The organism is Pedobacter immunditicola, from assembly GCF_037482985.1.
GTDB lineage: Bacteria > Bacteroidota > Bacteroidia > Sphingobacteriales > Sphingobacteriaceae > Pedobacter > Pedobacter immunditicola.
Genome location: NZ_JBBHKC010000008.1, coordinates 156955 through 175439 on the forward strand (window position 1 = coordinate 156955; position 18485 = coordinate 175439).

The following is an 18485-nucleotide window of genomic DNA, read 5'->3' on the forward strand; positions in this document are numbered from 1 at the left end:
TATAATTAATTGAATCATAATACAATTACAAATAAAATGTGTGTATCTTTGCGCAAATTTTATGAAGAAAATAGTAGATTACAGAAAATTGTTGGGTGTACAAAAGGACGCCGAACTGAAGGAATTAAAGACCATTTACAGGAATTTAATGAAAGACTGTCACCCTGATAAGTTTCAGGACAGTGAAGAGGCAAAGTTGGAAGCTGAACATAAAAGCAAGGAAATCATTGAAGCCTATCATTTTTTGGTAAGTATTGCACCGGAAACGTTGGATCTTTCCAAAGAGGAATATAACCAAACAACGGCCAGCTGCGGTATTGCAGACTTTACCTGGGAACGTCAGGTTTTAAAGGTGTACTTTCTTGATGGTAGCGGCTATGAGTACTTTGAAGTACCAAAAGCGGTTTACGTTAAATTAGTAAATGCAGATTCACCTGGCAGGTTTGCCCGCAGACATATCTTCAGCGTTTTCCCTTATCGGAATATTGCGAAGATGGAAATTGCTTAAGAGATAGTTGCACTCTTACCTGCGCAGCATAACTTTCCCCAATAGGGAGCACCACGGTGCTGAGCTGGATCTTTTTATGCTGAATGGATTTTACCCGCGAAACTGGCACTATATAACTTCGGTGTATCCTGATAAACTGTTCCGCGGGTAACAAAAGCATTGTTTTCTTCAGGGAAAGCAAGCTAAGGACAGGTTTCTGGTGTTCAAGGTGGATTTTAATATAATCTTCCAAACTTTCTATATATTCAATGTCTTTCATCAGAATCTTAACCATCCGGTATTCTGAGTGAACATAAAAAAAAGCATCCTCTTGCGTTAGAAGCGCGGAGGATTTATAGTTTTTTAGGGTTGCTGCCTTTTCAGTTGCCTTCATAAATTTCTTAAAATTAACCGGTTTCAATAAATAATCCACTGCTTCCTGTTCAAAGCCTTCAAAAGCAAATTGCTTATGTGCAGTAGTGAAGATGATCATTGGCTTTTTTTTTAGTGATTTTGCCAGGTCGAGGCCTGAAATATCTGGCATCTGAATATCCAGGAACAGCAGGTCAACCGTTTTGTGTTCCAGGTAAGCTGCTCCGGAAATGGCATCTTCAAAAACCTCCAGCAGCTGCAGGTTTGGTATACGCGATACGTAGGTACTGATCAGCTCCAGGGCCAGGGGCTCATCATCAATTGCGATACAGGTTAGTGGCATAATTTCATTGTGTATTTAAATATAAGCTATCCTTTGGTAAAAAGTATTAAATCCACAGTGAATAAATCGTTTTTGTTCATGATGCTCAACTGATGTTTCCCAGTATACAACAGGTCAAGTCGTTTTTTGGTATTGCTGATGCCTAATCCGTTGCGCGTCTGTTGTTTATCCTTATTAAAACTTGGTTTATCCTTGTGAAACTGTTGATTGGTACTGTGAAAAATCAATTTACAGTCTTCGATTTTAAGGCTGATATGGATGTTCGCAGGATGGTGGTTGCTGATCCCGTATTTGAACACATTCTCTATGAAAGTCATTAAAATGAGCGGTGAAATCAGGTGACCGGAAGGATCTCCGCTAACTTTGTAATGTAGCCGGTTTTTTTTGCCAAGGCGAAGTCGCTGCAGTTCTATGAAATTATTAATGCAGTGAATTTCTTCCTGTAAGGGAACATAATGAGTAGCAGCCTCATCAGTAATGTACCGCATAATATGGGATAGTTTCATGATGCTTTCTGCTGCTTCAGGGTGACTGTTGATGCACAGCGTATAAATGTTGTTGAGGGTGTTGTATAGGAAATGTGGGTTAATTTGTGCTTTTAAGAAAGAAAGGTTTGCATTGGCGTGTTCTGCTTCGGCCTGGATGGCTCTTTTTTCTGTTAACTGCCATTCTTGTGTAGAGCGTAATGCCGTTCCCATGCCCATTAACGTGATCAAGATAAACATACTCATCAAGTCGAAGTGCATCCCTGGTTTGGGAAAAATCTGTCGCTCAGGTCCTGGTTTAAAGGGCGGTCGGAATTGGCCAATTAATTGATCAAAGGGCTTGATCGTCAATACCAGAATCAGGAGTGCAATACAACATAAGCCATAAATGAGGTATTTTTTATGGAAGTAGAACTTTGTAAACAAGTAGTTTGCATTGAGGTAAAAAATGGTAATAAACAGGAAGGTGAACTGGAAGAATGCCCAGGGATTTTGGAAGGAGGCACTGACACTTTGCCTGCTGCCCTGAAGCATAAACAAGATTGAAAAGCTTAGAAATAACAGCCATGCGGTCAAATGTATGATCACTTTTGATGTTTTAAACTTACCCATATACAAATCAACATTTTTTAGGATAAAAAAACCATCGTTACCAGAAAAAACTGATAATTATTTGTTAAATAATTGACCTCAGGTCCAGAGGGGTTTCTGGATGCTATTTTAAATAGCAATTGTTTTTATTTACTAAATAAATTAGCATAACTTTGTCTTGAAAAATACGAAGGTTATGCCCGAAAAACAGATTGTACATATAGACCAGGATGCCTTCTTTGTATCAGTAGAAGTTTTGAAAAACTCGGCACTGCTGGGTCTTCCGGTAATCATAGGTGGCAGTTCAGACCGTGGCGTAGTGGCGTCCTGCAGTTATGAGGCCCGTAAATATGGCATCCACTCAGCAATGCCCTCAAAAATGGCGAAACAACTTTGTCCGCATGCCACTTTTATCCGTGGCGATATGGAGGAGTACAGTAAATATTCACATATGGTGACCGATATTTTACGGCAAAAAGTGCCGGTGCTGGAAAAGGCGAGTATCGATGAACACTATATCGACATGACGGGCATGGACCGTTTTCATGGTTGCTTCAAGTATACCCAGGAGTTAAAAGAACTGGTCATCAAGGAAAGTGGTTTGCCTATATCGTTTGGCTTATCGGTTAATAAAACAGTTTCTAAAATGGCTACAAACGAATGTAAGCCTGATGGTGGGCTCTTGGTTGCCCAAGCAGAAGTAAAAGATTTCCTTAACCCCTTATCGATTAAAAAAATCCCTGGTTTGGGTAAGGCTACCTATATCAAATTGAGTGAAATGGGGGTCAGGAAGATTCATACCTTATCACAGATTCCTCAGCAGCAAATGTTTAAAGTGCTGGGAAATAATGGGGTAACCTTGTGGCAGAAAGCTAATGGCGTAGACAATTCTCCCGTAGTTCCCTACCGCGAACAGAAGTCCATGGGCAAGCAGCATACTTTTGAGCGCGACAGTATCAATTTCAATGACATTAAACTCTTAATTACCAGTATGGTCATTGAGCTTGCCTATGAATTGCGACAGCAACAAAAGTTAACCGCCTGCATGACCATTACTATCCGTTATTCAAATTTTGAAACGGTAAGCCAGCAGGCCCAGATTCCTTACACGGCCCTCGACGCTTTTTTGATTGAAAGGGCAAAGGCCCTTTTTGATAAAGCCTATACGCGCAGGATGCTGATCAGATTGGTTGGGGTGAAATTTTCAAACCTGGTGAATGGCTCGGAACAAATCAACCTCTACGGTGCTGCCGAGGAACAGTATAATTTGTGCCAGGCGATGGATAAAATCAGAAAGCGTTTTGGCGAGAAAGCAATCACCATTGCATCAACGCTGGCCTTAAAAATATAAGCCGATGTATTTGAATGTTCATTCTCAATATAGTTTGCGCTATGGCACCATGGATATTCAACAGCTGGTGCTGGAAGCCGCTTTTATGGGGGTTACTGAAATGGCCCTGACAGACGTCAATAACTCCACCGGGATGATGGAGTTTTTCAGGGAATGCCAGTCAAAGGGAATAAAACCTGTTGGTGGCATAGAGTTCAGGCGTGAGCACCGCTTGTTGTATATTGGAATTGCCCGGAACAAGGAGGGTGTAAAAGAGTTGAATGATTTTTTGACCTGGCATAACCTCGAGCGTAAGGCCCTGCCGGACCAGCCATGGAATTTTCAACATGTTTATGTGATTTATCCCTTTCAACCGGGCTTTATCCCGGAAAAGGGGCATGAGTTTATCGGGATCAGGGCCAGGCAATTACACCAGCTTTACGTTCAGGATCTAAAGCAGTTGAAAGGAAAATTAGTCGTCCTGCACCCGGTAACCGTGAAAAATGCTGTGGAATACCGGCTCCATCAATACCTGCGGGCAATCGACCTGAATACAGTGCTGACCAAAGTTGGGGAGGAGGACCGGTGCGCGCCGCAGGAGCAGTTCATGCCACCAGGGGAATTAAAACGCTTGTATGCTGCTTATCCTTTTATCGTAGCCAACACCGAAAAGCTGATGGCAGACTGCTGTTTGAACTATATCCCAAAGGATAAAAGGAATAAGAAATCTTTTACCGGCACCCGCGAGGGCGATAAAGCCCTGCTGAATAAGCTGGCCTGGGAAGGGTTGTTGAAAAGATACGGAAGGGGAAATGCAGCTGCTGAGGAGCGTATAAGTAAGGAACTGGCTGTAGTGGATGAACTTGATTTTTTTGCTTATTTTTTGATCACCTGGGATATCATACAATATTCTCAAGGGAAAGGCTACTACCATGTTGGCCGTGGTTCTGGTGCAAACAGTATCATCGCATTCTGCCTGCGCATCACCGATGTAGATCCCCTGGCACTGGATCTTTATTTTGAACGTTTCCTGAATAAACACCGCAGTTCGCCACCGGATTTTGATATTGATTATTCCTGGGATGAGCGTGAAGATGTGCAGCGTTATATTTTTGAACGCTACGGACAAGCGCATACGGCTTTGTTAGCTACCATGAGTACTTTCAAAGACAAATCGGTCATCAGGGAGATTGGTAAGGTGATGGGCTTGCCCAAGGCGGAAATTGATGCTTTTACCGACCCCACTTTACAAGGACAGCACCGGGATAACCCGGTTTATATAAAGATTCTCAACGCACATGACCTGATGAAAAACGTGCCTAACCAGCGCTCAATTCACGCCGGCGGGGTATTAATCTCAGAAGAACCCATTACCTATTATACTGCACTGGATTTGCCGCCGAAAGATATGCCTACGGTACAGTGGGATATGTATGAAGCTGAAGCAATTGGTTTTGATAAATTCGATATCCTGAGTCAGCGGGGAATTGGCCATATCCGGGAAGCCGTTGAGCTCATTGCCAGTAACAGGGGAATAAACGTTGATGTCCATGAAGTACGCCGGCTCCTGAACGATCCTTTGATCAATGCACAACTGCGAACCGGTGATACCATTGGGTGTTTTTACATCGAATCTCCGGCCATGCGACAATTGTTATGCAAGCTCCAATGTGAAGATTACCTCACCCTGGTGGCTGCCAGTTCCATCATCAGGCCCGGTGTGGCGCAGTCGGGCATGATGAAAACTTATATCTATAACTACCATCACCGGGATGAGATTGTATACCTGCACCCCATTATGGAAAGGGAGTTAAAGGAAACTTTTGGTGTAATGGTGTACCAGGAGGATGTGATCAAGATCTGTTATCATTACGGGGGACTGGATTTAGCCGATGCAGATATCCTGCGACGGGGCATGAGTGGTAAATACCGCTCCAAGGTGGAGTTTGACCGCCTGGTGGAAAGTTTTTTTACCAATGCCAAAAATCAGGGCCGCGATGAAGCTGTCACCAGAGAAATCTGGCGTCAGGTGGCTTCCTTCGCAGGATATAGTTTTTCCAAGGCTCATTCTGCAAGTTTTGCTGTGGAAAGTTACCAGAGCCTTTTTCTGAAGACGTATTATCCTATAGAATTTATGGTGGCCGTTCTTAATAATTATGGTGGTTTTTATGAACGCTGGGTGTATGTGCACGAACTTAAAAAGGCAGGGGGGCGGCTGCACCTGCCTTGTGTAAATCACAGCGAGCCCAAGGTAACGCTGCAGGGAAAAGATGTTTATCTGGGGTTTGTCGGGGTAAATGGCTTGGAAACGAAGCTGATGGCGTCGGTTGTAACTGAACGGCAGCAGAATGGCTTGTACACAGGGTTGGAAGATTTTGTGCTGCGGACGGGCATCACCTTGCAGCAATGCATTTTGCTGATCAGGATCGGTGCCTTGCGTTTTACAGGCAGTAGTAAAAAGGTTTTGCTGTGGGAGGTGTATAATTACCTGGGTTCAAAAACACCTGAGCCACCATCTGCTGTCCTGTTCCGCAGCAATAGCAAACCGTTTCAATTGCCTGAGCTGGAAAGCAGTTTGCTGGAAGATGCTTACCAGGAATTCGAACTATTAGGTTACCCAGTAAGCCTAGATATGTTTGACCTGTTAAGAACGACTTACAGGGGAGCGGTGATGGCCAAAGACCTCAAGGCCCATAGGGGCAAGGTGGTTAAAATGGTGGGGCAGTATGTTTGTGAAAAAACTGTACGCACGAAAAATAACAAGAAAATGTGGTTCGGCACTTTTCTGGATCATAGGGGCGACTTTTTTGACACGGTACATTTCCCTACCCATACCCCTGTCTATCCGTTTAAAGGCAAAGGTTGTTACCTGATTTCAGGGACGGTGGTGGAAGATTTTGGTTTCCCTGGTGTCGAAGTTCTTCAGTTTGCCAAATTACCGATTATGGATCATCCGGTATTATGAGCTGATTTAATTTTCTATGCGCTATTTCAACTTGGTGGGTTTTTTAGCATTTTCCTGCAGTGATTCCCCCGGCGTTTCAATTTCTACTTCCCGGGTGCTTACAGCATACTGACTCGGGTGGATTTCAGCACCATACTGCAGCGCATAGGCCTTGGTGAACTCTGCACCGAAGTAAAGGATGATGGATGAATAGTAAGTCCATAACAACAGGATGACCAGCGAGCCGGCAGCGCCGTAGGTGCTTCCTACATTGCTTTGACTGATGTAAAAGGAAATACCGAACTTACCGATCATAAAAAGAATAGCGGTCACAATCGATCCCAAAAACACATCTTTCCAACGTATTTCTGCATCGGGCAAGACTTTAAAGATGACACCGAATATCGAAGAGATGACCGCCAGGGTAATGATTTGGTTGACAATATAAATCAGTACAACGGAAATATCACTGTATTTCGACATGATCCTGTTGCTGAAAGCATCAATAAGAGAGGTAATCCCTAAAGAAACCAGTAAAAGAAAGCCCAGGCTAATGATGACAGAAAACGAAAGTACCCTGTTCTGGATGAATTTTAACCAGCCTTTTTTTGGCTTGGGCTTTAACCCCCAGATGCCGTTAATGGAATCCTGAATTTCTGCAAAAACGGTAGTGGCCCCGATGAGCAACGTAATACCTCCAATAACAACGGCAATGACGCCTTTGCCACTGATCGCGGCTTTCTTGATGATATCCTGCAATTGCATAGCCGTATCCTGACCTAAAAAATCTTCCAGCTGGTAGTAGATCTGGCCTTCAATAGCTTCACGGCCAAAGAAAAGACTGCAAATGGAAATGATGACGATCAGCAAAGGTCCCATTGAAAATACGGTATAGTAAGCGAGGGAGGCACTAAGCTTAGTCACCTTGTGGTCAGAAAATCCTGTGAAGGAGTTTTTCAAAATTTCCCAAATCCCTTTAGTTGTAACTTTTTTCATAAGTCTGTAGTTTGATTTTCCTCGGTAATGAAGCAATCATAAATGGCGATGAAACCAGTATAAGTGCTTAGTGATAGTGGCTTTGGTGGCTAAAGCAAAACCATTGCCAATAAAAATGGTTTTAATTATAGATTAATAAAAAAATAATATATTTACACCTACATTCCTGTTTAAACCTACAGTAGCTTATGAAAAGTATATTTAATACCAATTACAACCATCAAGGACTTGATGTTGCGTTATTTATCCTGCGCGTCGGTGTTGCATGCCTGATGATGACTCATGGCTGGGGCAAGCTAAGTACTGTGTTGAGTGGTGCAGAGATACAGTTTGGTGACCCTATTGGTTTGGGAATGAAAACATCCTTTTACCTGGCCATTTTTGCGGAATTCTTTTGTTCCCTGCTGTTGATATTGGGTTTAGCTACCCGATTGGTATTGATCCCATTAATCATCACCATGGCAGTTGCTGTATTTATTGTTCATCCAGCTGATGGGTTCCAAAAAATGGAGCTTCCCGGATTGTATTTACTTGTTTTTGTGTTCCTGATGTTTTCAGGTCCTGGAAAATTCAGTATTGACAGCGTGATTAGCAGAAATGCGAATCGCAGACGGACATTTTAAAATCCTTTACTGTTGCGTACGTATACTTTTTGGCATTTTCCCGTTATAGCTGTTATGAAGAAAACCTTATTCCTGTGCTTTTTGACGATATCGCTGTTCAGTTGTGGCGTAAATAAACAGGCACAACAAATCAAAGCACTCGAGAAGTGTACTTATGTAATCGCTTCTGCTAACCAGATTACGGTGGCAGGAACTGATATCAGAACCATTATTAACAAAGATAACATCAACTTAAGCAGCCTTCCGGGCTTAGCACTGGGGCTTTTCAGAAAGGATGTGCCTTTAAGAGCAAAGTTGAATCTGGAAATCTCCAATCCTACAGCTAACCAGGCGTCAATCAATGAGTTTGAGTATAAAATCTTAATTAACAAGCAAGAAATTGCCACAGGATTTGTAAACCAAAATGTGAGTGTAGCGCCGGGCGGAACAACAGTTGTTCCGGTAGACATTAATGCCAACGTATATCCCCTGGTTTCAAATAGTAAATTAATGGAGGATGTAACAAAATTCCTGACAGCCAAAAAAGGTGGACCGGAGCAGAAAGGTTTAGTAACCTTGAAAATCAGGCCTAGTTTTATGGTTGGTAACAGCCTGGTTAAATACCCGGGCTTTATCAGTATCGATAAGGAGGTAAGCAGCAAAATACTGTTGTAAAAGATTTGTTCAGTCCTGCGGGATAAGTGAATTTTGATTAATTTCGGAAATCAACGTACCAAACGTACTATATGAATCCAACGACACGTTTTTTTTTTCTGCTATTCCTGCTGCCTATTTTTTTAAATGCACAAAACATCACATCTCCCAATGCTGCGGAGATTAAACAAGGTTTAGAATCCTTGAATGTGAGTGGCAGTGTGCTTTACATTGCTGCTCATCCTGATGATGAAAATACGAGGTTACTCGCGTTCCTTGCTAAGGAAAAGAAAGTGCGTGCCGGGTATCTTTCCCTTACACGTGGCGATGGCGGACAAAACCTGATCGGTACCGAACAGGCTGACCTTTTAGGTTTGGTGCGTACCCATGAATTACTTGCCGCAAGAAGTGTTGATGGTGCTGAACAATTCTTTACCAGGGCCAATGATTTTGGTTTCTCTAACCCTCCGGAGGAAAGTTTCAAGTTCTGGGATAAACAGCAGGTGCTAGGCGATGTAGTTTGGATTATCCGCAAGTTTCAACCACAGGTGATCATCACCCGTTTTCCGGAAGATGCCAGAGCAGGCCATGGAAATCATACGGCTTCAGCAATTTTAGCCCATGAGGCTTTTATTGCGGCAGCAGATCCGCGGCAATTCCCTGAGCAGCTTAAAGAGGTGAAAACCTGGAAGGCCCACCGCATCGTATGGAATACTTATAACTTTTCTTCTATCAATACCACCGCCGATGACCAGCTGAAGCTGGAAGTAGGGGGCTTTAACCCGCTTTTAGGTAAAAGCTATGGTGAAATAGCTGCAGAAAGCAGATCAAAACACAGGAGTCAGGGATTTGGGGCCCCTGCACAAAGAATACCAGCAATAGAGTACTTTAGTCATGTTGACGGCGTTGCGGCAAAGAAACACCTTTTTGAGGGCATCGATTTTTCTCTAGGTCAGGAACCACGAATGGCTGCTGTACAAAAATTAGTCACAAAAATTAACCAGGAATACCAGGTTTCAAATCCTGCAGCTTCATTGAACCTCCTGCTGGATTTAAGGAAAAAAGTAGCCGGCTTGTCTTTTAAGCACCAGCTTTTAGACGAGTTGATTCTGGCCTGTGCGGGGATTTGGATTGAAACAAATGTGCCGATGTCTACTTATGCTATTACAGATTCTATTCCTGTACAACTACAAGCTTTAGCCCGTGCAAATGTCACCTTACCGATTAAGATTTCTGTAAAAACAAATGGTCAGCGCACGGAAGTTGCACAATTGTCCAAACAAATGACCTCATTTAAATTTAGTCTTCCGGCTGCAGCAATCGGCATCACCCAGCCTTATTGGCTGGAAAAAGAACATCCTCCGGGTTATTATATCGTAGACTCGCTGTCATTAAGGGGATTGCCAAAGAATCCAGCCCCGGAACTTGGTCAAATTGAAGTGGAGATCGGCGGTCAGACCATTCCGGTGAAACGAGCTATTGTTCATAAGTTTACCGATCCGGCCATAGGGGAGATTTATCAGCCTTTAGTGGTGGCACCGCCGGTCACGGCATCACTTTCCGACAAAGCTTTTGTTTTCAGACAAGGGCAAACCAGGTCTTTCACCGTTCAGCTTCATAATTTTAGAGATAAAATAAAAGGTGTCTTAAAACCAACAGTTCCGCAGGGCTGGAAAGTCAACCCCGCAACAATCGACTTTGATTTCAGCAGAAAAGGCGAAGTGAAAAACGTTACATTTAGTGTAACTCCCGCAGGTAAAGTGACCGAAGGTAAACTGGGATTGCAACTGCAAGTGGGCGGGGTATTGTATAATAAAGGTTTACAGGTAATCAATTATGAACATATTCCGGTACAAACTCTATTTCCTGTTGCAGCAGCGAAGGTTGCAGCTGCAGACATCCAAATGGCAGGGAAACGCATTGGCTACCTTGCAGGCGCAGGAGATTTGGTGGCGGAGGCGTTAAAGCAAATTGGTTTTGAAGTAACCCTCCTGAACAATAACCAGGTGTTGTACGGTGATCTTTCTTCCTTTGATGCCATCATTACCGGCGTACGTTTCTATAATGTCAATGAACAAGTGAAAGCGATGCAACCCCGCCTGATGAAATATGTAGAAGAGGGGGGAACACTTTTACAACAATATAACGTCAATAATCCCCTGAAAATCGATCAGTTAGGACCATATCCTTTTCAGATCAGCCGTGCCCGAGTTACAGAAGAAGATGCAAAAGTAATATTTTTAGCTCCCGGTCACCAGGTTTTAAACTACCCCAATAAAATAACCGCCAAAGATTTCGAAGGTTGGGTGCAGGAACGCGGCTTATACTTCGCGAAAGAACTGGATCCAAAATATACACCTATTCTTGCGATGAATGATAAAGGCCAGTCGCCAGAAAACGGCTCCCTGTTTGTTGCCGCTTATGGCAAGGGGAAATATGTTTATACAGGCTTGTCCTTTTTCAGGGAACTTCCCGCAGGTGTGCCCGGGGCCTTCAGGTTATTTGTCAACTTAATTGCAAAACCCGCTGAATAAATGCCAGCCAATTAAACCAATCCCTATAAAATAAGTAATTGAACAAAATGATTCCCAGACATGAGTAAAGTAAAAGAAAAGGACCCGGAGTTGCCTCCATTTGTGAAAAGCTGGCCGCAGTTTTACCGCCTGCTGATCCTTTGGTTGTGTTTATTAATCGTTTTTTTCTATTTCTTTACCAAGTATTTTGAATGAGTAACCTGGATTGGGCAGTACTAGTCATCACCCTCCTTGTTATTGTACTTTACGGGGTATATAAGAGCCGGGGAACGCAGAATATCGATGGTTTTCTATTAGGCAACCAGTCTATGCCCTGGTACAGCGTATGTTTATCGGTGATGGCAACGCAGGCCAGTGCAATTACTTTCCTTTCAGCACCAGGATTGGCATACGCTTCGGGGATGAGTTTTGTTCAGTTCTACCTGGGCCTGCCCCTGGCCATGATCGTGCTGTGCATCACTTTTGTCCCTATTTTTCACCGCCTTAAAGTTTATACAGCTTATGAATACCTGGAGCAACGCTTTGACCTGCGTACCAGGGCGTTGACCGCATTCTTATTCCTCATCCAAAGGGGCTTGTCGACCGGAATTACCATTTATGCACCCGCAATTATCCTTTCGGCTATTCTGAATATCAATCCTACGATTACAACGATTTTGATTGGGAGTATCGTTATTTTTTATACGGTTTACGGGGGCTCGAAAGCAGTGTCTTACACGCAAATGTTGCAGATGGCCATTATCTTTTGCGGCTTGTTTGCTGCAGGTATTGTCGTGGTTCAATTGCTGCCTGCTGATGTTGGTTTTGGAAAAGCCCTCAGCATTGCCGGTAAAATGGGCCGGACCAATGCCATCGATTTCAGTTTCGACTGGGATAACCAGTATACCGTATGGAGTGGCTTAATCGGTGGGTTTTTCCTGCAGCTGTCGTATTTTGGTACTGACCAGAGCCAGGTAGGGCGCTACCTCACAGGATCATCCGTGGGGCAAAGCCGGATGGGCCTGCTCATGAACGGCCTGGTTAAAATCCCCATGCAATTTTTGATTTTGCTGATTGGTGTGCTGGTATTTGCCTTTTATCAATACACCAAACCCCCGGTTTTTTTCAATAGTTTTGAGTTGAATAAACTGGAAAGGAGTCCGCATCAGGCAGAGTTGAATGCCATTAAAGCCGAGTATTCCACAGCGTTCCAGGAAAAGCAGCAGGAATTAGAAAAGCTTAGTCTTGCACTTGATCAGAAGGACCAGAAAACAATTGATCAGCAAAGAGTGGTGTTGCAGGAAGCTGATGATAAAGCCAAAGATATCCGCAAAAAAACGACGGACCTGATGCTGAAAAACGATCCCAATGCGGATATCAATGATAACAATTATATCTTTTTAAGCTTTGTAACGGAATACCTGCCACGTGGCTTAATTGGCCTCTTGATAGCCATTATTTTTTTAGCTTCCATGGGTTCCACGGCAAGTGCCCTGAATTCTTTGGCGTCAACCACTGTGATCGATATTTATAAAAGACTGATCAATAAAAATGCGACCGATGATCAATACCTCAAGGCATCGCGCTGGGCGACCTTTTTCTGGGGTTTTGTCTGTATTTTAATGGCCCTGTATGCCAGCAAAATCGGTAACCTGATTGAAGCGGTGAATATTCTGGGTTCTTATATTTATGGAACTATTTTAGGCGTGTTCCTGGTTGCTTTTTACGTAAGGCATGTCAATGGCCGGGCAGTGTTTATGGCCGCCATCGTTACCGAGATCATCGTTTGTATTTGTGGCTATTTCGCCGTCGTAGCCTACCTTTGGCTAAATGTAATTGGCTGTTTATTGGTTGTGGTATTGGCGCTGTTATTTCAATTATTCGACAAAAAGAAATCCCTCCCTGCTTAACGTGTTAAACGGAAACTATTTTAACTCCTGGCTGTTTAAAAGAAATACCTAAAAAGCAGCTAATGAGACCATCATGAGATGATAGCTTTATCACCTATTAAAACAGACTATGATGAAAAAAATAAGTTTAGCCTTGATGGTAGCCGCAGTGTGTGCTATCATTCCCACAGCCATTATACCCGAGAAAAAAGCGGATATAGAGATGTTGAAGAAACTATCCGGTCCGGCGTTCGATAAGCAATACATGGATATGATGGTGAAAGATCACCAAAAAACTGTTGAACTCTTTAAAACTGGTCAGAATGTGAATAAAGATGACCTCGTTGCATTTGCAAAAAAAACCACTCCTGTGATAGAAAAGCATTACAACATGGCAATGGAGATCAAAGCTAATTTGAAATAGATTCGTAAAACCAGCATATAGATATGGATTTTGTGCATACCATTTTAGGTGATGATATTGAGGCAGGTTTATTAATTATCTTAAATTTAATACTCATTGAAAGTATCCTTTCCATCGACAACGCTGCTGTTCTGGCAACGATGGTCATGGATTTACCACCGGATCAAAGAAAGAAGGCCTTAAAATATGGTATTATTGGTGCTTACGTTTTTAGGGGCATATGTTTGGTATTAGCGGCATGGCTGGTCACGATATGGTGGTTAAAGCCTTTGGGTGGTTTTTATTTATTGTTCCTGGCCATAAGCTACTTTATCAGGAAAAAAAATAAGAATAAAGTTGTGGAGCATGAGGTGGTGGACAAAAAAAGGAACTGGTTCTACCGCTCTACCGTGGGGCTGATTGGTAATTTCTGGGCTACCGTAATCCTGGTGGAACTGATGGACCTTGCCTTTTCTATTGATAACGTATTTGCTGCAGTAGCTTTCACCGATAACATTTACCTGATTTATATCGGCGTGTTTATTGGTATCCTGGCCATGCGTTTTGTGGCACAGGGTTTTGTGAAGCTGATGGAAAGATTCACCTTCCTTGAATCAATTGCTTATATTGTAATTGGGGTATTAGGCTTAAAATTATCGTCTTCAATTATCACTCACATGTTTCCTGATTCTCCGGTGTCTAAATTTATGGAAGGAGAAGAGGCCGATCTCTATGTGTCCATTTTAACCATCGCCATATTCGTTATTCCGGTTGCAAGTTCTATACTATTTAACTTCCCTAAAAAGCATGAGGTCACAGAAGTTAAGGAGATTGAAAAATAGCTATTGGTAAACCGGAAGGGAAAAGTAGAAACATGAACCTTCTTTCTGTTTGCTTTCCACCCAGATCCTGCCCCCAACACGCCTGATGATTTCGGCGGAAATATAAAGGCCAAGCCCTAATCCTGGAAATGTATGCTGCATGGCACCGCTTACCCTGTAGAATTGCTCGAATACTTTCATCGAATCTTCGCTAGAAATACCAATGCCAAAGTCTTCAACACATACAATAATCTCATTGTTTCTTTGTTCGATATGAACGATGATTTTTGAGGGATTGGGCGAATATTTGATGGCATTGGTCAGGAAGTTGATGATTACCTGTTCAATACGTTCTTTATCCGCATAAGTCTTGCCTGTAGGTTTAAAATTTTCCACCAGCAGGTGCTTTTCGGTGCTTCGTTGCAAGTCCTGCATCAGTTCGCTCACCATGGGCTGCAACTCAAACACCTGGTTGTTGAATTGCAGTTTGCCGGCATTGATTTTGGTCACATCTAAAAGGTCGCCGATCAGGCTTGTCAGCCGGTTAAGCTGCGCATCCATCTTACGCATCATGTCAGCCTCAGTTTCATGGCCCTTCTTTTTCAGGATCCTTTCCAACACTTGTGCATAGCCTTTAAGGCTCGTTACGGGAGTTTTTAATTCATGGCTGGCAATACCAATGAAATTATCTTTTTGATTTTGTAGTGCCTTATGTTCCGTGATGTCTGTACAGGAGCCAATATATCCTGAAAGCCAGCCATCTAAATCGAACTGTGGTTGCCCACGGGCAATACACCAATGCTGTGTCCCATCCGCATGATTAATTCTAAACTCCACTTCATATTGTATCTTGTTGGAGGTAGCTTTATAGAAACCATCTACCACCTGAGTAAGGTCCTCGGGAAGAATGATAGACATCCAGCCATAAAGCAAGTTGTCTTCGAAGGAATTTCCAGACCAGTCAACCCAGGTTTGGTTGATATAGGTAATTTCACCCTTTTTGTTTGACATCCATAAAGCGGTGGGTGCCGCCGTCGTGATGTTTCTTAACAAGCTTTCGCTGTCAGCCAATGCTTGTTTAGCGGTTAACTCCAATCTGAGATCCCTCATAACCACTCCAATCCCAATGGGTTTTAAGGTGACGCTTTCTTCAATGCGGATGAAATTATTAAATACCGGCAGGTTTTCTCCAGTTGTATAATTACGGACCATCAACCTGCCTGACCAGCTTCCCTCACGCATCACAGCCGGTAAAACTTCGTTTTGAACAAATTCAAAATATTCGGGGCTATGTAAATCTGAAAGATGTATCGTTTGGTTTTCTGCCATAGATGGCAGACCTAAAAGTTCGATGCCTGCAGTATTCATATAAGTGTTATTTCCTTCCAGGTCAAATATGGACATCAAATCCACGCTGTTGTCCACTAAGGTAACAAGTTTCCGTTGCTGCTCTTTGTCGAATTTCTGACTTGTAGTGTCGAGTACGGTGCCTAAAATACGTGCCGGATTTCCTTCTTTGTCGTAAAGCACTTTACCTTCAACCTTTATCCAGCGTATGGATTGGTCGGGCCAGATAATCCTGGCTTCATAGTTCATGGTGCCGTTCTCAATTGCATCTTCCTGCGCTTTTTTTCTTACCTCTACATCGTCGGGATGAAGGGCGGCGTTATATTCATGGCTTGTTGCCGGTTTTTCGAGGCCAAAGATATGGGCGAAACGATCTGATGTGACCAGGTTACCATTTACGATATTCAAATCATAAACACCCAAATCAACAGCATCTGCAGCGAGCCTTGCCCGTTCTTCTGCTTCTTCTAACTTGTGCATGGCTTCCACTTTGGCTGTAACCTCTGTTGCTACTACAATCACACCCGTAATGGTATTGTTCTCTTCATAAAAAGGCTCAAAAACAAAATCAACATATACTTTTTCAAGAATGCCATTCCTAATCAAAGGTAATTCAACACCTATTCCTTCAAAAGTTTCACCAGTAACTCGGACATTATCCACAAGTTCTTCAAAGCCCTGTCCTTTTACAAAAGGTAAAACATCAAACACAGGATTACCCAACATTTCTTTAATTGATTTTCCATAGATATTGCATAAAGCATGATTGATCATGGTGACTGTCAAATCCGGACCTTTGAAAATGCCAATGCCGACCGGCGCCTGCATAAAAGTGGCATATAATTGTTTCCGCTGTAATTTTAAGCTTTCAATTCCAGCTTTTTCCCGTTTTTCCAGATAGTGATGAGCGGTAACATCCCTTGGCGCGTGAATAATGAACTGGATATCGCCTTTAGCATCAAAGATGGGGGTGTTTACGGTTATCCAATATTTTTCTATAAACTGATCTTCTCCCGGAACTGGTATATCATACCGGTACTTTTCCATGGTATGAGGTTGCCTGGTTTGGATGACCTGCTCAAAGGATAGCAGGGTTTGTTCGATGTTTTTTGATTCAGGATCTAAGGTGTTTTTAGGAAACACCGTAAAAACAGGTTTGCCGATCAGCTCCTCTTTTTTTGTGTTTGTAGCCTGCAGGTAGGTGTTGTTAGCGTCCAGTATAGTGAAGTCTGGGGTGGCAACGCTTAAGATTAGTTTGGCAATGGGGCTGTGATTAAAAATCTCTTTATATCCTTCTTCAAAAATGTTCATCTCATTATAACCATTAAGGGTGATTACCAAAGTTAAAAATAGAAGTTTTATTTACTTTTTCATGTAATATTGCAAGGTGATTCCTAAAATATGTAAATGTAATTACTTAAACCTAATGGATGTTAATGAATACAGATCGGCTTTGAGCTATGAATAATGTCATTGTAACAACTTACAAAGAATCGTTTAGGGGATTAAGCCGCGAAACCTGGTTGTTGAGTTTGGTGATGCTCATTAACCGAAGCAGTAACATGGCCGTGCCGTTTATGGGCCTGTATGTGACGCAGTATTTGTCTCGGCCTGTTTCCGATGCTGGTTTAATCATCTCTCTGTTTGGGATTGGCTCTCTTTTAGGCGCAGTAGCAGGAGGGAAGTTTACCGATGTATTTGGCTTTAGATCCGTTCAAATTTTCAGTACCCTCATTGGAGGTGCTTTTTTCATATTCTTTTCCACTGTCAGGCATTTCGAAACCTTATGTTTTTTAACACTGGTGATCAGTTTCTTTTCTGAGTCTTTTAGACCGGCCAATTTTGCTGCCATTGCTTCCTATGCAAATCCGGGTACTGAAACCCGTTCTTATTCTTTAAACAGACTGGCTACGAATCTTGGCTGGGCGGTGGGTAGTAGCGTGGGCGGTATTATTGCTTCCTATAATTATCAGTTATTATTTATTGTAGACGGTGGCGTAAACATTTTATGTGGTATTGCTATCTTGTGTTTATTGCCGGTCGTAAAAGGATATCGCAAAGCGATCCAGGAGAAATCAAAAGGATTAGTGGTGCGCAAGCCCTGGCAGGATGCTTTGTTTATGAAATTTATTATCCTCACGACCCTGTTTGTTACTTGTTTTTTTCTGATGTTCAGGGTGGTGCCTATTTTTTATAAAGAAGTGTGGCATATAGATGAATCGATGATTGGTATGATTTTGGGCCTGAACGGGATCATTATTGCTTTGTTTGAAATGGTCATGATCAGTAAAATTGAGCATAAGCGTTCGGCTGTTTTCTATATCATCGCAGGGGCTCTATTGGTAGGCTTCGCTTATCTGCTGCTATTAATCCCTGCAAAATTTCCTGTTGGTATAGCCCTCCTGGTAACGGTGGTCATCACTTTGGGAGAAATGCTTTCCCTGCCATTTATCAATACCTTCGTCATTAACAGAAGCAATGAATTTAACCGGGGCCAGTATGCTGCGGGTTATACCTTGAGCTGGTCGGCAGCACAGGTAATCGGACCAACGGCCGGCTTTTACTTAGCGGGACACTTGGGGTACAATGTTTTATGGATTGTTTTAGCACTGCTCTTATTGATTTCAGCCCTGATTTATAGCAAACTGGATATGACTGAAGATAAGTGATGATCGGTCTGGTGGCTGTATAAAGGAAAACGGGGATAT

The 18485-nt window shown here is 42.7% G+C and carries 15 protein-coding genes; 11 read left to right on the forward strand and 4 right to left on the reverse strand.

Annotation, left to right across the window (positions count from 1 at the left end; translation table 11 throughout):
* Positions 1-61 precede the first annotated feature (61 nt).
* Positions 62-508, forward strand: a complete 447-nt coding sequence (locus WG905_RS15275; protein ID WP_339592607.1) for a KTSC domain-containing protein — start codon at positions 62-64, stop codon at positions 506-508.
* Here WG905_RS15275 and WG905_RS15280 read toward each other — a convergent pair.
* Both WG905_RS15280 and WG905_RS15285 read right to left on the reverse strand, forming a co-directional pair.
* Positions 462-1202 carry a LytR/AlgR family response regulator transcription factor gene (locus WG905_RS15280; RefSeq protein ID WP_339592608.1) on the reverse strand — a complete coding sequence of 247 codons (741 nt, stop codon included), beginning with the start codon at positions 1200-1202 and terminating at the stop codon, positions 462-464. The two genes, WG905_RS15275 and WG905_RS15280, sit on opposite strands and share 47 nt — an antisense overlap.
* 26 nt (positions 1203-1228) lie before the next feature.
* Entirely contained in the window at positions 1229-2299 is a 1071-nt protein-coding gene (locus tag WG905_RS15285; protein ID WP_339592609.1) for a sensor histidine kinase, read from the reverse strand.
* Between the two features lie 175 nt (positions 2300-2474).
* Between WG905_RS15285 and dinB the strand changes: the two genes are divergently transcribed.
* On the forward strand, positions 2475-3629 hold the full coding sequence (gene dinB, locus WG905_RS15290) for a DNA polymerase IV (RefSeq protein ID WP_339592610.1): 1155 nt from the start codon (positions 2475-2477) through the stop codon (positions 3627-3629).
* Between the two features lie 4 nt (positions 3630-3633).
* Positions 3634-6573 (forward strand): DNA polymerase III subunit alpha, encoded by a 2940-nt coding sequence (locus WG905_RS15295; RefSeq protein ID WP_339592611.1) that lies wholly within the window; start codon positions 3634-3636, stop codon positions 6571-6573.
* Between the two features lie 21 nt (positions 6574-6594).
* Here WG905_RS15295 and WG905_RS15300 read toward each other — a convergent pair whose 3' ends face one another.
* Positions 6595-7548, reverse strand: coding sequence for a YihY/virulence factor BrkB family protein (locus WG905_RS15300; RefSeq protein WP_339592612.1), 954 nt, complete (start codon positions 7546-7548; stop codon positions 6595-6597).
* Between the two features lie 188 nt (positions 7549-7736).
* Here WG905_RS15300 and WG905_RS15305 point away from each other — a divergent pair, with 188 nt between their 5' ends.
* The 7 genes from WG905_RS15305 to WG905_RS15335 all read left to right on the forward strand — a co-directional run bounded on the left by WG905_RS15305 (position 7737) and on the right by WG905_RS15335 (position 14451).
* Positions 7737-8171, forward strand: a complete 435-nt coding sequence (locus tag WG905_RS15305) for a DoxX family protein (protein ID WP_339592613.1) — start codon at positions 7737-7739, stop codon at positions 8169-8171.
* A 54-nt stretch (positions 8172-8225) separates the two neighbouring features.
* Positions 8226-8825, forward strand: a complete 600-nt coding sequence (locus WG905_RS15310; RefSeq protein WP_339592614.1) for a hypothetical protein — start codon at positions 8226-8228, stop codon at positions 8823-8825.
* A gap of 71 nt (positions 8826-8896) precedes the next feature.
* Positions 8897-11338, forward strand: a complete 2442-nt coding sequence (locus WG905_RS15315) for a PIG-L family deacetylase (protein ID WP_339592615.1) — start codon at positions 8897-8899, stop codon at positions 11336-11338.
* A gap of 60 nt (positions 11339-11398) precedes the next feature.
* Positions 11399-11533, forward strand: coding sequence for a hypothetical protein (locus WG905_RS15320; RefSeq protein WP_339592616.1), 135 nt, complete (start codon positions 11399-11401; stop codon positions 11531-11533).
* Positions 11530-13227, forward strand: a complete 1698-nt coding sequence (locus WG905_RS15325) for a sodium:solute symporter family transporter (RefSeq protein WP_339592617.1) — start codon at positions 11530-11532, stop codon at positions 13225-13227. Before WG905_RS15320 ends, WG905_RS15325 begins: the two co-directional genes overlap by 4 nt.
* 109 nt (positions 13228-13336) lie before the next feature.
* A complete protein-coding gene (locus WG905_RS15330) occupies positions 13337-13630 on the forward strand; it encodes a DUF4142 domain-containing protein (RefSeq protein WP_339592618.1) in 294 nt (97 codons plus the stop codon).
* A gap of 23 nt (positions 13631-13653) precedes the next feature.
* Positions 13654-14451 (forward strand): TerC family protein, encoded by a 798-nt coding sequence (locus WG905_RS15335; protein WP_339592619.1) that lies wholly within the window; start codon positions 13654-13656, stop codon positions 14449-14451.
* Here WG905_RS15335 and WG905_RS15340 read toward each other — a convergent pair whose 3' ends face one another.
* Positions 14452-17118 (reverse strand): PAS domain S-box protein, encoded by a 2667-nt coding sequence (locus WG905_RS15340; RefSeq protein WP_339592620.1) that lies wholly within the window; start codon positions 17116-17118, stop codon positions 14452-14454.
* 119 nt (positions 17119-17237) lie between these two features.
* On the opposite strand from WG905_RS15340, the gene WG905_RS15345 reads away from it, so the two are divergent.
* On the forward strand, positions 17238-18446 hold the full coding sequence (locus WG905_RS15345) for an MFS transporter (protein ID WP_339592621.1): 1209 nt from the start codon (positions 17238-17240) through the stop codon (positions 18444-18446).
* Positions 18447-18485 lie beyond the last annotated feature (39 nt).

Excerpts from the sequence above, each read along its gene's own strand:
- WG905_RS15295 (WP_339592611.1), top strand. The coding sequence starts at position 3,634 with ATGTATTTGAATGTTCATTCTCAATATAGTTTGCGCTATGGCACCATG.
- WG905_RS15310 (WP_339592614.1), top strand. The coding sequence starts at position 8,226 with ATGAAGAAAACCTTATTCCTGTGCTTTTTGACGATATCGCTGTTCAGT.
- WG905_RS15330 (WP_339592618.1), top strand. The coding sequence starts at position 13,337 with ATGATGAAAAAAATAAGTTTAGCCTTGATGGTAGCCGCAGTGTGTGCT.
- WG905_RS15320 (WP_339592616.1), top strand. The coding sequence starts at position 11,399 with ATGAGTAAAGTAAAAGAAAAGGACCCGGAGTTGCCTCCATTTGTGAAA.
- WG905_RS15325 (WP_339592617.1), top strand. The coding sequence starts at position 11,530 with ATGAGTAACCTGGATTGGGCAGTACTAGTCATCACCCTCCTTGTTATT.
- WG905_RS15335 (WP_339592619.1), top strand. The coding sequence starts at position 13,654 with ATGGATTTTGTGCATACCATTTTAGGTGATGATATTGAGGCAGGTTTA.
- dinB (WP_339592610.1), top strand. The coding sequence starts at position 2,475 with ATGCCCGAAAAACAGATTGTACATATAGACCAGGATGCCTTCTTTGTA.
- WG905_RS15315 (WP_339592615.1), top strand. The coding sequence starts at position 8,897 with ATGAATCCAACGACACGTTTTTTTTTTCTGCTATTCCTGCTGCCTATT.
- WG905_RS15345 (WP_339592621.1), top strand. The coding sequence starts at position 17,238 with ATGAATAATGTCATTGTAACAACTTACAAAGAATCGTTTAGGGGATTA.
- WG905_RS15280 (WP_339592608.1), bottom strand. The coding sequence starts at position 1,202 with ATGCCACTAACCTGTATCGCAATTGATGATGAGCCCCTGGCCCTGGAG.
- WG905_RS15305 (WP_339592613.1), top strand. The coding sequence starts at position 7,737 with ATGAAAAGTATATTTAATACCAATTACAACCATCAAGGACTTGATGTT.
- WG905_RS15275 (WP_339592607.1), top strand. The coding sequence starts at position 62 with ATGAAGAAAATAGTAGATTACAGAAAATTGTTGGGTGTACAAAAGGAC.
- WG905_RS15300 (WP_339592612.1), bottom strand. The coding sequence starts at position 7,548 with ATGAAAAAAGTTACAACTAAAGGGATTTGGGAAATTTTGAAAAACTCC.
- WG905_RS15285 (WP_339592609.1), bottom strand. The coding sequence starts at position 2,299 with ATGGGTAAGTTTAAAACATCAAAAGTGATCATACATTTGACCGCATGG.